We start from the raw sequence: 16415 nt of genomic DNA on the forward strand, positions 1-16415 counted from the left end.
TGCCGCTGTCCGCGTGGCATCCCGGCACCGCCGCCGGTCCGATCAGGGACGAACCTGCCGCGACGCGGCGGACCGGGACGCGGCGCCTGATCGTCCTGTCGTTCAGCACCCCACAGGCAAACGCGCGCCGGAGCTTTGCCGCGGCGCGCGTCTGACCGGGATTTCGGGGGTCTTGCCAGCCAACCCGCCGCATCGGCCGGTCGGGACGGGCGTCGTCCTCACGCGGCCAGCGCCAGCCCTTCGTCCTCCTCCGCCTGGGCGGCCATGAACTGCGCCCGGGCGAGCTCGGCGAAGCGGCCGCCCTCGGCCACCAGCTGGTCGAAGGTCCCGGCCTCGGCGATCCGGCCCTCGTGGAACACCAGGATCCGGTCGGCGTCGCGGATCGTGGCGAGGCGGTGGGCGATCACGAAGGTGGTGCGCCCCTCCATCACGGTCTCCAGCGCGCCCTGGAGCTTGCGCTCGGTGGCGGCGTCCAGCGCCGAGGTCGCCTCGTCGAGGATCAGGATCGGCGGGTTCTTCAGGAGCGCCCGGGCGATCGAGAGCCGCTGGCGCTCGCCGCCCGAGAGCGACCGGCCGCGCTCGCCGATCACCGTGTCGAGCCCGTCGGCCTGGCGCGCCATGAAGGCGCTGGCCTGGGCCCGCTCCAGGGCGTCGAGCATCTCGGCGTCGGTGGCGTCGGGGCAGCCGACCTGCAGGTTCTCGCGGATCGAGCGGGCGAACAGCATCGGCTCCTGGAACACCACGCCGATGTTGTGGCGCAGGGAGGCGAGGCCGACGTCGCGGATGTCCATGCCGTCGATCCGGATCGAACCGGAGGCCGGGTCGAAGCTGCGGTGCAGGAGGCCGAGCGTCGCCGACTTGCCCGAGCCGGTGGTGCCGACCAGCGCGATCGTCTCGCCGGGCTTGGCGGTGAACGAGACGCCGTCGAGCGCTTGGCGCCTTCCGTCGTACGAGAAGGCGACGTCGTCGAAGGTGACCGCACCCTCGAAGCGGGCGACCTGCCGGGCATGCGGCCGGTCGGCCACCGCCGGGACGGTGTCGTAGATCTCGAAGAACTCGGCGATTTTCGGCGCCTGCTGAAACAGGCCGTTGACGAAGCCGACCACGTGGTCGAGCCGGGCCACGAAGGCGGTGGCGAGGCTCATGAAGGCCACGACCTCACCCACTGTGGTGGTGCCGGCCTGGTAGAGCCAGATGCCGGTGACGAAGATCGCCGTCATGGTGATGGTCGCCGACGCCCGGGTCGCCACGTTGGCGAGCGCCCACCAGGACAGGACCGGGATCTGCGCGGCGAGCAGGTTGGTGATGATGCCGCGCATCGCCTCCTTCTCGGCCTTGGCGCGGGTGAAGGACTGGATCACCGCGACGTTGCCGAGCGCGTCCGAGGCGTGGGCGGCGAGGCCCGAATTGAACTCCTCGACCTGACCCTGCAGCGTCTCGGTCCGGCGCATCACGAAGGTGGTGAGCGCCGTGAAGGCCAGCACCAGCACCACCAGGATCGAGCCGAGCTGCCAGTTGATGAACAGGGTCATCGGCAGGAGCACGCCGAGCGAGACCAGGGCAACGAGGTGGTCGCGGAAGAAGCCGAGCCACAGCCACGCCATGCCGTTGGTGCCCTCCAGCATCGCCTTCAGGACGCGGCCGGAATGGTTGGCCGAGTGGAAGGCGAGCGGCAGGTCGAGGACGTGCTCGAAGTAGCTCGCCATCGATGACAGGCGGTTGCGGTGCGCGAGCCGGTCGGCGTGGAGCGCGATGAATACGCCGGCCGCGATGGTGAAGAAGCCGAACGCCACCCAGGCGGCCAGCAGCGGCAGCATGGTGCCCATGGCGTCGCCGCCGCGCTTGAGATGGGTCAGCTGGTCGATGATCCGGCCCATCAGCAGCGGTTCGGCGAAGGCCGCCACCGCCAGCACGACGTTGGTGGTGGCCAAGCCTATGGCAAGCCGCCGCTCCGCCTTCAGGAATCCCAGGACCCGCCCGTACAGACGAACCATCGTACCGCTCCGCCACCCCTGACGCGGCCCGTGTGCCCGGGTCTCACGTCTTCACCGAGAAGGTCTGCCCGGGCGACATCAGCGCCGGACCCGGGTCAAACCCCTCGTACGACACGGGTATGCCAGCACCCGCCTGAACGGGCGATGACGGGCCGATACAGGCTCGAAACAGTTTCCTTTACGGTTCCTTCAGAAAGATTTCCTATCCTTGTCGGCAACCCGGCCGATCTAAGCCCCGGGATCCGACCTTCTCGCGAATCGGTGTCAGGCCCGCGCCGCATGGATCTCGCAACCGCACGCGGCCTGCTCCCCGCATGGGAAAGGGGGCGCGTGGCGCCTCGTACGCGCCGCCCCCCGGCATCGCGCCCCTATCGGGCGGTGAGCAGCGCCCAGTAGACCTTGTACTTCGAGCCCGGCGCGTAGGCGGTGGCGATCCCCATCTTGGTCGCCCGGGGTGCCAGCATGGTGGCGTCGTGCGGCGGGCTCTCCCGCCAGCCCGAGAACGCCTCGGCCAGGGTGTGGTAGCCGGCCGAGAGGTTGGCGTTCACGTCGGCGTAGCCGAGCCGCTCCACCGCGCCCTTCACGGTCTGTGCCCGGCTCGGCCGGTCGGCCAGCGCCATGGCGGCCGCCTCGGCCTCCGCCAGCCGCTGCAATTCGGGATCGACCGCGAGCGGCGGCGCGCCACGGTTGCGGCGGTAGGACGAGATCATGTCGCGGGCCGCATCGACATCGATGTGGGCGCTGTTGTTCGCGAGCGGCAGGTAGATGCTCGGCAGCGCCGCGCTGGTCGGCGCCTCGGTGGCGCAGGATCCGAGGAGCGCCATCACCGGGAGGCCGGCCAGCCCTCGCACAATCCGTCTCGTGTCTCGTGCGCCCACGTGTCCCTGGTCCCCGCCTCGGCAGCCGGCTCGGATGCCTCAGCCATATAGGCGGCCTTCAGCGAAACCGCATCGGCCCCTCAGCCCCCCGCGCTCCGCAAACCGCGGTCGCGCTGGGCCCGGCCCGGCTCACCGCCCTCGGAGACCGGCGCCGAGATCCCGAAACGGCTGGCGATCTCGCCCATGGCGCTCTGCATCGTGTCGAGGCCCTGCACGGTGACGATGCTGGAGCCGGGAGCGGCGGGATGAAGCCCGCCCCCGACAGGGTCGCGAACACCGAGAAGTTCAGGTCGGTCACCACCTTCTGGCCGAGGCTGACGTCCACGATCCACACGAGCAGCTCGAATTCCAGGAACGGGTCACCGATCTTCTTGAACACCACCCGGGGCGGAGGCTCCTTCAGGATATCGGAATGCGCCTGCGCGCAGGCGGTGATCATCTCGGCGGCGCGCACCGGATCCTGGTTGCGCAGGACGCTGACCGTGATGCTGACACGCCCGGTCCGGTCGCCACGCACCCGGTTCTTGACCACCCCGGAGATCAGGTTCGAGTTCGGCACGATCACGGCCGAGCGGTCGAAGGTCTGGATCTCGGTGGAGCGGACCGAGATCCGCTTCACGATGCCCTCGGAATCGCCGATCACCACCTGGTCGCCGACCCGGATCGGGCGCTCCCACAGGAGCAGCAGGCCGGAGACGAAGTTGTTGACGATCGACTGGAGGCCGAAACCGATACCCACCGACAGGGCGCCGGCCACGATGGTGAGCTTCTCCAGGCTCAGGCCGAGATACGAGAAGGCGAGCGCCAGCGCGATCAGGAAGCCGCAATAGCCCGCCACCGTGGTGATCGAGTTGCGCAGGCCCGCGTCGAGGTCGGTGGCCGGCAGGTAGGTGTTCTCCAGCCAGCGCTGCACGCCGCGGGTGATGAACACGCCGACCACCAGGATGCCGATCCCCAGCGCAATGCTCGACAGCGAGATCGTGACGTCCCCGACCTTGAAGCCGAAGAAGGCCTGCCGGACCGACGAGAGGATGTCGGTGGAGTCGAGACCCCAGGGTGCCAGAACCAGGACCGCGGCCGCCAGGAACAGGACGAGCCGGGCGGCCCCGGTCGCCAGGACCGAGATCTGGTTGAGCGAGCGCTTGCGCAGGCCGGTATTGGCCTGGAGCGTGGTGGCGAGCCGCGTCTCGTCGCTGAGCGCGCGGCCGACGAAGATGTCGACGCTCTGGACCAGCAGGTAGAGCAGCACGAGGACGGCCGCGTCCCAGATCAGCTGGTCGATCAGGAAGGCCGCGAAGGCGACGTAGCCGACCAGCGCGCCGAGCCCGATCAGCGCCACCGCGGCCCAGCCCAGGAGCCGCGCCGGCCCGCCGATGCCCGTGGTGGTCTTGGTCGGCACGTAGGGACCGAAGCAGGCCTCCTCCTCCTGCTCGGTATCGGCGAAGCGGTGGAGGCCGACCGCCAGGATCAGCGCGGTGGCGACCGCCCCGAGGCCGCGCGTGGCGATGGAGATCGGCAGGGCCGCCGAGATCCCGGAATTCAGCGCCTCGACGGACTTCACCACGGTGATCACCGTGGCGATGCCGACCGCGAGCCGGGTCAGGCGGGTGGCCGCCGCGTCGCTCACCGGAGCGGGCCGCCAAGCCGGCTTCTCGGGGCTGAGCAGCCCGTCGCACAGGGCCTCCACGAAGGCGATGAAGGCCAGCCCGCCGAGGATGGCGGCGGCGACCGGCAGGAGCCGCGACGGCAGCAGGTTGGTGGAATCGAGGGCGTAGTAGACCGCGTAGGACCCGGCCACGGCCGGCACGGTGCCGAGCAGGATCACCCGCCAGGCGGCGAGCATCACGGCACGGCGCGACGGATCGGCCTTGCCGGCGTCCCGACGGGCGCCCTTGGGGGCGATGTTGCGCCGGCCGAAATACAAAGCCACCGAGATCCCGAAGGCGAGCCCCAGGAACAGCAGGTTGGCGAGGCTGCCGTTGCGGGAGAACAGCAGCCCGATATCCGACACGGCGCTCTGCAGGGCGCGCGTGTCCCGGGGCACGTCGCCCATCACCTTGGTCCAGAGCCCGGGGCCGACCAGCGGCTGGGAGCGCTGGAACAGGTCGCGGGTGAAGGATTCGCGGCGGCGGTTCGAGACCCGGTCGACGATCTGGTCGCCCTGAACCACCAGGGAGCGGGCCAGCCGCTGGGTCTCGTCGATGCGCGTGACTGCGGCCTCGCGCTCGACGCGCTGCTCGGCGACGTCGGCGCTCTCCTGGGTGTCTTTCGGCTTCGGTCCGAGCTGGGCCAGCCGCTCGCGGGCGGCCTCCAGCGGCGCGTCGAGGCGGGTGACCAGGGTGCGGATCTCGTCGGTCACCGTGGCGGCGCTGTCGCGGATGGCGGTGAGGTCGGCCACCGTCAGGTCGGTATGCCCCAGCTGCTTCTCGCGGGCATCGAGCTCGGCCTTGGCGGCGTCGATCTTGGCCCGGACCGCCTTGAACTGCTCGGGCAGCTCGGCCTGCGCGTGCGGGCCGCGCCCGCGGGCGCGGCGGCCGGGGTCTTGGTTTCGGGCTTGGCTTCCGGCTTCGCGTCGGGCGCCTTGCCGGGCGTCGGAGTGCCCGCGGCGGGCTTGGTCTCCGCCGGGGCCGGCGCGGCCGCCTGCGCGAGGGCGGGCCGCGCTGCGCCAGCAGGAATCCCGAGCACCAGAGCGGCGAGAAGGGCGAGCGTGAGGGAGGGGCGTGCGCCGCCCCGCGGCGTCCGGGTACGCGCTGGCGTACGGTGCATGGGCAACCTCTCGTCGGGTGCGCCGGACGCGCGGGCGGGTCCGGCATCGGCGAATCAGCGGCGATAGGGGACCGGGCGGGCCTCCTGACGGCCGGGCGCTCTGGGCGAGCAATAGGGCGAAACCGTGCTCCTGCACAGCCCGGGCCGGATTCGGCCGCCGCCGGCCTGGCCGCGGGTGCGTCCTGTGGGTGCGTCCCTGGGCCCGCCCGGAAAAGCTTCACAAGGGTGTCACGCTGGGATTAGATGAACACCTGATGGACAGGGCCTTTTCGTCATTACGCGAAAGGGCACGGCCGGTGACAGCGCCGGCCCGGCCCGGCCGCGTTCCGGATGTGACCGCCTCGACCGGCGCCCCTGCGCGCCGGCCCGCAGCCCTGTTGCTCCCTCCGCCTCTCCCGCCAAGCCGACGCGTCGCGCGCCGGCCCGTCCTGCATCGGCCCTGGGCCGGTTCGGGTGGGCCGGTGAGGCGGCGGCGCGGTCCCGCGCGTTATCCGCGTCAGAGATAGTCCGAAGAGTCGCGCCGATGATGGATCTCCAAACCCTCGTCCTGAACGCGGATTATCGGCCGCTCTCGTATAATCCGCTCTCCCTCTGGTCGTGGAAGGACGCCTTCACGGCCCTGTTCCTCGACCGCGTCACATTGGTGGCGAGCTACGACGTGGAGGCGCGCTCGCCTTCGCGGTCGCTGCGGGTCCCGAGCGTGGTGGCCCTGAAGAACTACGTGGCGCTCGCCCGCAGCCCGGCCTTCACCCGCTACAACATCTACCTGCGGGACGGATTCAGCTGCCAGTATTGCGGCCTGCGGCTGCCCTCGGGCGGCCTGACCTTCGACCACGTGGTGCCGCGCTCCCGAGGCGGCCTGTCGAGCTGGGAGAACGTCGTGGCGGCCTGCTCGCCCTGCAACCTGCGCAAGGCGAACCGCACGCCGGACGAGGCCGACATGCCGCTGATGACCGAGCCGCGGCGGCCGACGCGCTACGAGCTGCACCACCGGCAGCCTGAGTTCGACCACCGCCAGTATCACCACACCTGGCTCGACTACCTGTACTGGGACAGCGAGCTGGAGAGCTGAGGCGGAGCCGCCGCGGCGATCACCAGGTCGACTTTACCAAACCGGCTCGCGCCGGGGCGGCTCGTTGTACATCGGGATGTTGTGGTTGCGCGGCAGGTAGCCCCGCACCAGCACGGGCGGCGGGACCGGGGGAACGGCCCGGACCGTGCTGCGGTCGCGGATCGGGCGGGGCCCGTGCCGGTCTCGAGGCCAATCCGCCGCGCCGGCGGGCTCGAGGAGCGGGCTGGCGACGAGCAACAGGGCGGCGATGCAGGCGGCGCGTGGGATTGGCATGGGCAGGCTCCCGCCGAAGCTCGGCATCAGAACTTGACCGCCGCGCCGCCACGAACGGTGTTCAGGTTGACCTTGTGCCCGTCGAAGGCATTGAAGATCACGTACTGATACTCGGCGCGCAGCAAAATGTTGGGCGTAATGGCGTACTCGATACCGGTGCCGGCCGAGAAACCCCCGACGATCTTCGTCTTGGTACGGTTGAACACATCCGGAGCGAGGAGCCCGACTTCCGGGTTGTTCGCGTCGAACGCGCTGTAGCCGTAACGTCCGACATAGGCCGGCTTAGAACCGTCCGCGATCGCCTGGTTCGCCTTGTAGGTCGTCTGGTCGTAGCCGGCCACCTGCACGGACACGCGGTCGGTGATCTGCGCCGAGCCGATCGCAAACCCGCCCGTCACGAAGGGTAGGAAGTTGCCGAACGCATATCCCGCCCGGGCGCGCAGCGTGGCGTAATCGTCAAGCTTGGTGCTGGAGTTGCTCGCGAGGTAGACGTAGTTCACGAAGCCGTCGCTGGTCACCATCTGCCGGCCGATGCTGTCGCGGACCGCTCCGCCCGAGCCGAAATGCGTGTAGTCGGCCTCGATCCCGAGGACGATCTCGTCGAACTGCATGTTGTAGCCGGCCAGCGCGCCGAAGCTGGTTCCGTTCACCCGCTGGCTGGCGTTCGGCGACAGCAGGGTGGAGACACGGAACTGACTCTCGACCGCGGTCTGGCGCAGATCGTTGGCGACGATGGGCTGGGCGGTGTTTCCGAAGCCCAGGCTGGTCGAGGTGAAGCCGCCGTGGCCGCCGACATAGAAGCCGCTCCAGTCGATCACCGGAATCGGCGCCGCGACCGGGTCGTACTCGGCACCGCGCAGGTAATCGTAATCCAGATCGGCGGCTCGGGCGGTGGTCACGCCGCAGAGACCGAGAACCGCCAGCAGCGGAAAGGTGACGGTACGCATCGGGATCGTCCTGGGACGGAAAGAGACGGACGGCGGATCGAGCCTCGACTGAGTGGTAGATGAGTAACCTTAATTGTCCGTTGCTAACTTACATTCTCTCAGTCTCGATCCGGAGTTCCTGGTCTTGGTGCGTGACGCGGCAAACCTGACAGCCGCGACGGGCCGGACTGCCCGGCGGACGCGGCGCACAACGCGAAACGGCGCGGAGGATCTCCGCGCCGTCGTCAGTCTCACGATGGGGTTCGGGTTCGGTGCGCGATCAGTACTTGCGCACCAGCGGGCCGGGGATCGGCTCCGGCATCAGCGGCGGCAGCGGGGCCGCGACGACGCCGCCGAGGTAGTAGCGCAGGCCGATCTTCACGTCGTGCGCCTCGATGTCCTTCACCTTGATCGCCTGCAGGCTGCCGGTGCAGCACGGCACGTATCCGGCGCCGGTCTCGGCCTTGCCGAGGTTCAGGTAGCGGTAGGCCAGCTCGACCTTGAACGCGTCGGTCACGTTGTAGGCGAGACCGGCGTGGAGCGCCCAGGCGAAGCTGCCGCTCGACTTGTCCTTGTAGAACTTGGTGCCGCTGTTGGTGTTGTAGACCGGGTTGCCGTTCGAGTCGTAGACCGGCTTGTAATTGTAGGAGGGTGCGCCGCAATCGCAGCCGTAGACCGGGTTGCCGTAATCGTATCCGTAGGTCGGGCTCGTGAACTGCTGGTTGGTCGAGTAGGACGAGATGTGGTTGAAGGCGTAGCCGACGCCGCCGCCGATGAACGGCGTGATGCCGTACCACGTGCCGAGATCGAAATACGCGTTGGCGAGCACGACGGCGGAGTCGAAGTGGCCGCTCGACTTGTTGACACCGTAGGAGCCGAGACCGTCATCGTAGTCCGGGCCGCGGTAGTACTCGCTGCCGCGCAGGCCGGTGGCGTAGCGGTACTCGCCGGTGATGTCGCCGCGGAAGAACGGGGTGAACTGGTAGCCGACGCCGACCCCCGCGAAACCGCCGCTGCCGATCTCGTTGCCGAAGGACCGGTTGGACTCGGCGTAGCCGGTGTAGTCGTAGGCCTCGCTGTACTTCGGACGGGTGTAGATGCTCGCGCCGACGTCGCCGCGCAGGTACCAGCCGCCGCCGACCTCGATCGGGGGGGCGGCGGAGGCGGCGGGGGCGGGGGCAGCAGATCCGCGGCGGCGGCGAGGCAGGGCGCGCCGACGCTCGCCACGAGCGTCAGGCTACGCACCAAAGCGTTCAGCTTGGAGCGGGCCATAGGAATTCCTTCACTGGGCACGTGAGCCGGACGCTCCGCGTGCGGTCTCGGGGGTACGTGGTGAAGGATGAAAGCAACGTCTTAAATCTGACTTAACGTTAAATGTTAGGCTTGCGCATTCCTGTCGGCCGGTCAGGATCTCTGTTGCTCGGATTTTACTTGTCTCCGTGGCCCTGCGTCGCCACGGACGCGTCCAACAACTGCCGGGGGAAGCAGGCATGAGCGACGCGACCGACTCTGTCCCGGTTGGGAGGCGACCGACGGCCGACCGGCCACCAGCCGACCTGCCCCGTGCGTCGGGTTGAGGCGCCGGTGCTCCCCGAGGAGGTGCGCATCCTGGCGCTGATGCTGCCGGAGACGGTGGCGGGCGCCCACAGCGGCAACCCGGATTTCCGCGTCGGCGGCCGGGTGCTGGCGACCCTGTGGCTCGAGGAGGCGCGGCTGGTGCTGCGGCTGTCGCCCGCGGATCAGGCGGCGCTGTGCGCGGCCGAGCCGGACCTGTTCACGCCCCTCGACGGCGCCTGGGGGCGCCGCGGCTGGACCAATCTCGATCTCGACGGCTGCGCGGAGGAGACCCTGCGGGCAGCCCTGCTGGCGGCATGGCGGATGACCGCACCGGCGGAGCTGCGCGCCGCCTACGACCGCGCCTGACCGGTCAGGCCGCGGCCCGGGACACGGCGTCGACCACCTCGTCGACCACCGCGTTGACGAGGCCGCGATCGTCGCCCTCGGCCATCACGCGGATCACCGGCTCGGTGCCGGAGGGGCGGATCACCAGGCGGCCGGCATTGCCGAGCCGCTCGCGGGCGTGCTCGATGGCGCTGACCACGCTGTCCTGCCGGAGGGGCTCGCCGGTCTTGTAGCGGACGTTCTTGAGGATCTGCGGCAGCGGGTCGAAGCAGTGGCAGACCTCGCTCACCGGCCGGTTCTGCCGCTGCACCACGCTGAGGAGCTGGAGCGCCGCCACCAGGCCGTCGCCGGTGGTCGTGTAGTCCGACATGATGATGTGGCCGGACTGCTCGCCGCCGAGATTGTAGCCGTGCTGGCGCATGTGCTCGAGGACGTAGCGGTCGCCGACCGCGGTGCGGGCCAGCGTCAGCCCGAGGCCGCCGAGATAGCGCTCCAGGCCGAGATTCGACATGATCGTCGCGACCACGCCCGGCTGGGTGAGGCGCTCGTCCTCCTTCCAGGAGCGGGCCACGACCGCCATGAGCTGGTCGCCGTCGACCACCTGACCCTTCTCGTCGACGATCAGCACCCGGTCGGCATCGCCGTCCAGCGCGATGCCGATATCGGCCCGGCGCTCGCGCACCTTCTCGGCGAGCGCCGCCGGCGCGGTCGAGCCGACATCGCGATTGATGTTGAACCCGTCCGGCTCGGTGCCGATCGCGATGACCTCGGCGCCGAGCTCCCACAGGGTCTCGGGGGCGACCCGGTAGGCGGCGCCGTTGGCGCAATCGACCACGACCCGCAGGCCGTCCAGGGTCACCTGCCGCGGCAGGGTCCGCTTGGCGAACTCGATATAGCGGGCATGCACGCTCTCGATGCGCTTGGCCCGGCCGAGGTCGTTGGAGCCGGACAGGCGCTTGTGCATGTCGGCGTCGATCAACTCCTCGATCTCGTGCTCGATCGTGTCGTTGAGCTTGAAGCCGTCGGGTCCGAACAGCTTGATGCCGTTGTCCTCGAACGGGTTGTGCGAGGCCGAGATCATCACGCCGAGATCGGCCCGCATGGAGCGGGTCAGCATCGCCACGGCGGGCGTCGGCACGGGCCCCAGGAGCAGGACGTCCATGCCCACCGAGGTGAAGCCCGCCACGAGCGCGGTCTCGATCATGTAGCCGGAGAGGCGGGTGTCCTTGCCGATCACCACCCGGTGGCGATGGTCGCCGCGCTGGAACACGAGACCGGCGGCCTGCCCCACCTTGAGGGCGAGTTCCGGCGTGATCACGCCGTTGGCCCGGCCCCGGATGCCGTCGGTTCCGAAATACTTGCGCACCATGACGTCTCCGGGGCCCGGACGAAGGCCGGACCAGACTTAGCAGATCGCGGCCGCGTCCGGGGGCGGACGCCGTGCCGTGGTGAATCGGTTGCTCCGCGACAAAGGCGGTCGAAATACGGCGGGGCCTGGCGTCGGGCTACAGGATCTTCGGCCATGACGCGGCGACGAGGATGACGCCCGAGCCGGTCAGGAGCGTCAGGACCAGCTTGCGGAACCCGGATTCGCTGATGCCGACATAGGCCCGGGTGCCGAGCAGCGTGGGCACCAGCATGGTGGGCAGCACCACGGCCAACATGGGCAGCATCGGCCGGGTGACCAGACCGGTGGCGAGGTAGGAGATCATCGTCACGGTCAGCATCGCGAGATTGAAGTTCTGGATGATCGTGCGCTGCACGTCGCGCTCGTAGCGGCGCAGGGTGCACCACAGGGTCGGGAGAACGCCCGTGAAGCCGCCCAGGCCACCCATCATGCCGCCGGCGAGGCCGACCGCGGCATCGGCGATCCGCCCGCCAACCGTGATCCGCGGCAGGTCGCGGGCGAGCAGCATCAGCGGGCACCAGACCATCAGCAGGAGGCCCAGCAGCGCCTTGAACCAGTCCGCGTCGAGGCGGGGCAGCAGGAGGACCCCCAGCGGAATCCCGGCGAGGCCGCCGAGCACGAACGGTGCGATGCGGCCGAGATCGAGCCCGCGCCGGACCGTGACGGCGGCCACCACCTGCCCGGTCAAGCCGCCGGAGACGGCCAGCACGGCGGCGAGCTTCGGGTCGATCACCCAGGCCCAGAAGGACAGCGCCACCAGCCCGAAGGCGAAACCCGACAGGCCCTGCACGAAGCCGGCGACGCCGGCGCCGAGGGCGACGACGAGATAGGTCGAGACCGGCATGGGCGAATGGGCCTTCAGGATCGTTCTGTCGGTCGGTAGTTCCGAACCGAGGCTTTGGCGCGGCCGGCGGGTGCGGCCTGCAAACGCGCGGTCTGGATTGTCACGCGTGCGTCGGCCAACCGGCGTCTTTGCGCGGAGCGAAGCGATGACGGGCTGCCGCCCACGAAAAAGGGCGCCTCGCGGCGCCCTTCCGATCGTCTGTCCCGAGACCTCAGGCCTGCGGCTGCGGCTCCAGGCCGCCGTCGCTCTCCTTCGGCCGGCCGCGGCCCGCCGAGGGAACCGAGGAGCCCCGGGCCGGGGTCGGCGGCACGTCGCCGCCGTCGCGGATCGGGGGCTGGCCCTTAAGCAGGTTGCGGATCTCCTCGCCCGAGAGGGTCTCGTATTCGAGGAGCCCCTGCGCCAGGGCCTCCAGGTCATCCTTGTGCTCGGCCAGGATGCGGCGCGCCTCCTCGAGGCCGGTCTCCACGAGGCGGCGGACCTCGGCGTCGATCTTCTGGGCGGTCGATTCGGAGACCGATTGCTGCCGGCCCATCGACATGCCGAGAAAGACCTCGTCGTTGTTGTCGCCGTACGCGACGGTGCCGAGCTCGGGGCTGAAGCCCCAGCGGGTCACCATCATCTTGGCCAGCCGCGTCGCCTGCTCGATGTCCGACTGCGCGCCCGAGGTCACCTTCTCGCGCCCGAAGGTCATCTCCTCGGCGATGCGGCCGCCCATCATGATCGCCAGCCGCGAGGTCATCTGCTCGAAGCTCATGGAGAGCTTGTCGCGCTCGGGCAGCTGCATGACCATGCCGAGCGCCCGGCCGCGAGGGATGATCGTCGCCTTGTGCACCGGGTCGGTGGCCGGGACGTTCAGCGCCACGATGGCGTGGCCGCCCTCGTGATAGGCGGTGAGCCGCTTCTCATCCTCGGTCATGACCAGGGTGCGCCGCTCGGCGCCCATCATGACCTTGTCCTTGGCATCCTCGAACTCGTGCATCGTGACGATGCGCTTGCCGCGACGGGCGGCGAGCAGCGCGGACTCGTTGACCAAGTTCATCAGGTCGGCGCCCGAGAAGCCCGGGGTGCCGCGCGCGATGGTCTTGAGGTCGACGTCGGGGGCCAGCGGCACCTTGCGGACATGGACCCGCAGGATGCGCTCGCGGCCGGTGACGTCCGGGTTCGGCACCATGATCTGGCGGTCGAAGCGGCCGGGACGCAGCAGCGCCGGGTCGAGCACGTCGGGGCGGTTGGTCGCCGCGATGATGATCACGCCCTCGTTGGCCTCGAACCCGTCCATCTCCACGAGGAGCTGGTTGAGGGTCTGCTCGCGCTCGTCGTTGCCGCCGCCGAGGCCGGCGCCGCGGTGACGGCCGACCGCGTCGATCTCGTCGATGAAGATGATGCAGGGCGCGTTCTTCTTGGCCTGCTCGAACATGTCGCGCACGCGGCTGGCGCCGACGCCCACGAACATCTCGACGAAGTCGGAGCCCGAGATGGTGAAGAACGGCACGTTGGCCTCACCGGCGACCGCCCGGGCGATCAGGGTCTTACCGGTGCCGGGCGGGCCGACGAGCAGCACGCCGCGCGGGATCCGGCCGCCGAGCCGCTGGAACTTCTGCGGGTCGCGGAGGAACTCGACGATCTCCTGGAGATCCTCCTTCGCCTCCTCGACGCCTGCGACGTCATCGAACGACACGCGGCCGTGGGCCTCGTTCAGGAGCTTCGCCTTCGACTTGCCAAAGCCCATGGCGCGGCCGGCGCCCGACTGCATCTGGCGCGAGAGGAAGATCCAGGCGCCGATGAAGACAAGGATCGGCAGCCAGCTCACGAGCAGCTGGATGAACCAGGGGGTGTTGTCCGACGGCGGACGGGCGGTGATCTGCACGCCCTTGCCCTGGAGCTTGGAGACCAGGCTCGGGTCGTTGGGCGCGTAGCTCGTGAAGTTGCCGCCACCGACATAGGTGCCGGACACGTCTTGCCCGGAGATCACCACCGACTGGATCTTGCCGGCATCGGCGTCGTTCAGGAGCTGGCTGTAGGCGATCTCGCTGCCGCCGCCCCGGTGCCCCGGATTCTGGAACAGGGTGACCAGGGCCAGCACCAGCAGAAAGATGACGACCCATAAGGCAAAGTTGCGAAAATTCGGGTTCATCGATCAATCCTTGGCGTGTGCGACCCCCAGGACGGATCCGCCACGCGGCTGTTCCGGTCCATCCGTGCACACTTCGCCAATGTAGGCGGGGGTGTCTCCGTTGCCAAGTAATTCGGGGGCCCCTGCGGCGAGGGCAGCATCCGCGGCCCTGCGGCGGCGCGGCGGCGCGGGGGCGAAGCGCACGGTGCCGTCGGCCTCCGCGGCGACCAGGAGCCCCGCCAGGGTGCGCCGGATCGGTGCGCCGCGACGCAGGGCCGGCAGCAGCGATTCGAGGACCAGCGCCTCGAGGCGTTCGAGCCGGCGCGGCGCTCCGCCGGCCCGGCTCAGGGCGAGATCGAGGCAGCGCAGAGCCACGGCGTCGGGCAGCGCCGCCAGGGCGGCACCATCGAGGCACAGGACCGCGCCCGTCGCCGCGCCGGGCAGAAGCGCGGTGTCGAGGGCCCGCGCCGCCGCGCTGCGGAGCGCGGCCTCGTCGCGGGCGGCGCGCGCGGCCAGGCGGGCGAGACGCGCCGGGGTCAGGCCCTCGCGCTCCAGGACCGGCCGGCCGCGCGCAGGCGGGCCCGGGCGAAGCGCGGATTCACGTTGGCGGGGTCGCGCAGATACGGGATGCCGCGGGCCTGCACCACGCCACCAGGGCGGATTTCGACAGGTGCAGGAAGGGACGGCCGAGCCTCAGGCCGGGGGCGAGCGCCCGTTCGGCGCGCATGCCGGCGAGCCCCGCGAGGCCGCTGCCGGCGGCGAGCCGCATCAGCACCGTCTCGGCTTGGTCATCCTGGGTGTGCGCGGTGAGGACGAGGCCGGCGCCGATCGCCTCGGCCTGGGCGGCGAGCAGGGCGTAGCGGGCGTTGCGGGCCGCGTCCTGCAGGCCGGTGCCGGGCTTCGGGCCCGACCAGGGCAGGATCGCGTGAACTAGGCCGAGGGACCGGGCGGCCTGGCCGACAGCGTGGGCCTCGGCGTCGGAGCCCGCCCGCAGGCCGTGGTCCACGGTGGCGACCTGGACGGATGCGCCGGTCGCGCGCCCCAGGATCGCGGCGGCGTGCATCAGGGCGGTCGAATCGGGGCCGCCCGAGACGGCGAGGAGAACGCCCGGCCGGTCGCGGGTGGAACGGCCGAGCCAGGGGCTCAGGGCGTCGAGGACCGGATCGCCCGGCCCGCTCAAGCGCCGCAGCGGGCGCGCTTCTGCTCGCGCGCGACGCCCTGACGGACGCCGTTGCCGGCATTCGGGAATTTCCGGTCCAGCTCGGCCAGGGTCGCGCAGGCCTGCTCGCGGGCCCCGAGGGCGTTGAGCGTGACGCCGAGCTTCAGCATGGCGTCGGGCGCCTGGGACGAGCGGGCGTAGTCGGTCGAGACCTTCAGGAACTGCTCGGCCGCCTCGCGATTGCGGCCGCGGGCCAGGTAGCTCTCGCCCAGCCAGTAGGTGGCACCGGCGACGCGGTTGTCGCGCGGATGCGACTGGATGAACTGGCGCAGGCCCATCTCGGCCTGCTCGTACTGCTTGGCGCGGTACAGCTCCACGGCGGCGTCGTAATCCGAGGCCGGATCGCCGGTCTGGGTAGCGGCCACGCTCTCGGAGGGCCGCGCCGGGATCGCCCCCGTCCGGGCCGGCGGGCGCAGGTCCACCGGCTCGTCGTAGCCGGGCGCCGCGGCGTCCGCGTCCTCGTCCTCACCGTTGATCGCCCCTTGCGGCAGGCGCTGCGGCCGGGGCGCGGTCTCGACGGTGTCCCGGGGCGGCAGCGGCGCGGAGGGCTGCGTGCTGCCGAGCTGCATCGGGGTGCCCGGGGCACCGGGGGATTGGGACGGGTCGAAGGCGTCGCCGCGCTTGCCGGGGCGGCCGGCGCCCGGATTGCCACCGTTGACGGCCCCCGCCGGCGCCGGAGCCGCGGAGGGCTTGCCGCCCTTGCCCTCGTTCAGGCGGAACTCGACGTCCTCCTGGAACTTGCGCAGCTGCTCCTTGAGCTGGCGGTTCTCGTACTGGAGGGTCTCGATCTGCCCGGCCATGAGCCGGGACTGGTTCTCGATCCGTCCGAGGCGCACCACCAGCTCGGAGGCGTCCTGTGCGGCGGCCGGATGACCGAGGAGCAGGGCTCCCAGGATCGTGGAGAGCGCGAGGCGGGTGCGAAGGCGGGCGGGCATGATGCGGCTGCGATCCGGTGGCGGCGCGAGGCCCTATCAGATGCGCCGCACCGCGGCAAAACTGCGGCGCGTTCAACCTTTTGGG

10 protein-coding genes and 3 pseudogenes are annotated in these 16415 nt (G+C 70.4%); 2 read left to right on the forward strand and 11 right to left on the reverse strand.

What is annotated here, in order from left to right; translation table 11 throughout:
• Window positions 1–218 precede the first annotated feature (218 nt).
• From M6G65_RS24930 to M6G65_RS24940, 3 genes and pseudogenes are all read right to left on the reverse strand, one after another.
• Complete coding sequence (locus M6G65_RS24930; protein WP_250103021.1) at window positions 219–1994, reverse strand: glucan ABC transporter ATP-binding protein/ permease; 1776 nt, start codon at window positions 1992–1994, stop codon at window positions 219–221.
• A 368-nt stretch (window positions 1995–2362) separates the two neighbouring features.
• Window positions 2363–2818 carry a CAP domain-containing protein gene (locus M6G65_RS24935; RefSeq protein WP_238196017.1) on the reverse strand — a complete coding sequence of 152 codons (456 nt, stop codon included), beginning with the start codon at window positions 2816–2818 and terminating at the stop codon, window positions 2363–2365.
• Between the two features lie 134 nt (window positions 2819–2952).
• Window positions 2953–5638 (reverse strand): annotated as a pseudogene (locus M6G65_RS24940) (DUF3772 domain-containing protein).
• A gap of 523 nt (window positions 5639–6161) precedes the next feature.
• On the opposite strand from M6G65_RS24940, the gene M6G65_RS24945 reads away from it, so the two are divergent.
• Entirely contained in the window at window positions 6162–6710 is a 549-nt protein-coding gene (locus tag M6G65_RS24945) for an HNH endonuclease (protein WP_091782538.1), read from the forward strand.
• Window positions 6711–6743: 33 nt separating this feature from the next.
• Here M6G65_RS24945 and M6G65_RS24950 read toward each other — a convergent pair whose 3' ends face one another.
• From M6G65_RS24950 to M6G65_RS24960, 3 genes and pseudogenes are all read right to left on the reverse strand, one after another.
• The gene (locus M6G65_RS24950; protein ID WP_238195921.1) at window positions 6744–6983 is read right to left on the reverse strand and encodes a hypothetical protein; all 240 of its coding nucleotides are present in this window, start codon (window positions 6981–6983) and stop codon (window positions 6744–6746) included.
• 26 nt (window positions 6984–7009) lie between these two features.
• Window positions 7010–7930, reverse strand: coding sequence for an outer membrane protein (locus tag M6G65_RS24955; protein ID WP_250103022.1), 921 nt, complete (start codon window positions 7928–7930; stop codon window positions 7010–7012).
• A gap of 259 nt (window positions 7931–8189) precedes the next feature.
• A pseudogene (locus tag M6G65_RS24960) lies at window positions 8190–9181 on the reverse strand (outer membrane protein).
• A 312-nt stretch (window positions 9182–9493) separates the two neighbouring features.
• On the opposite strand from M6G65_RS24960, the gene M6G65_RS24965 reads away from it, so the two are divergent.
• Entirely contained in the window at window positions 9494–9832 is a 339-nt protein-coding gene (locus tag M6G65_RS24965; RefSeq protein ID WP_238196018.1) for an MmcQ/YjbR family DNA-binding protein, read from the forward strand.
• 4 nt (window positions 9833–9836) lie between these two features.
• Here M6G65_RS24965 and glmM read toward each other — a convergent pair whose 3' ends face one another.
• From glmM to ybgF, 5 genes and pseudogenes are all read right to left on the reverse strand, one after another.
• Complete coding sequence (glmM, locus tag M6G65_RS24970; RefSeq protein ID WP_250104286.1) at window positions 9837–11177, reverse strand: phosphoglucosamine mutase; 1341 nt, start codon at window positions 11175–11177, stop codon at window positions 9837–9839.
• Window positions 11178–11316: 139 nt separating this feature from the next.
• A complete protein-coding gene (locus tag M6G65_RS24975) occupies window positions 11317–12063 on the reverse strand; it encodes a sulfite exporter TauE/SafE family protein (protein ID WP_238195923.1) in 747 nt (248 codons plus the stop codon).
• 211 nt (window positions 12064–12274) lie between these two features.
• The gene (gene ftsH / locus M6G65_RS24980) at window positions 12275–14197 is read right to left on the reverse strand and encodes an ATP-dependent zinc metalloprotease FtsH (protein ID WP_192710612.1); all 1923 of its coding nucleotides are present in this window, start codon (window positions 14195–14197) and stop codon (window positions 12275–12277) included.
• Window positions 14198–14200: 3 nt separating this feature from the next.
• A pseudogene (gene tilS, locus M6G65_RS24985) lies at window positions 14201–15239 on the reverse strand (tRNA lysidine(34) synthetase TilS).
• A gap of 113 nt (window positions 15240–15352) precedes the next feature.
• A complete protein-coding gene (gene ybgF / locus M6G65_RS24990; RefSeq protein ID WP_238195924.1) occupies window positions 15353–16330 on the reverse strand; it encodes a tol-pal system protein YbgF in 978 nt (325 codons plus the stop codon).
• Between the last annotated feature and the right edge of the window lie 85 nt (window positions 16331–16415).

This window comes from Methylobacterium tardum (assembly GCF_023546765.1).
Taxonomy (GTDB): Bacteria; Pseudomonadota; Alphaproteobacteria; order Rhizobiales; family Beijerinckiaceae; genus Methylobacterium; species Methylobacterium tardum.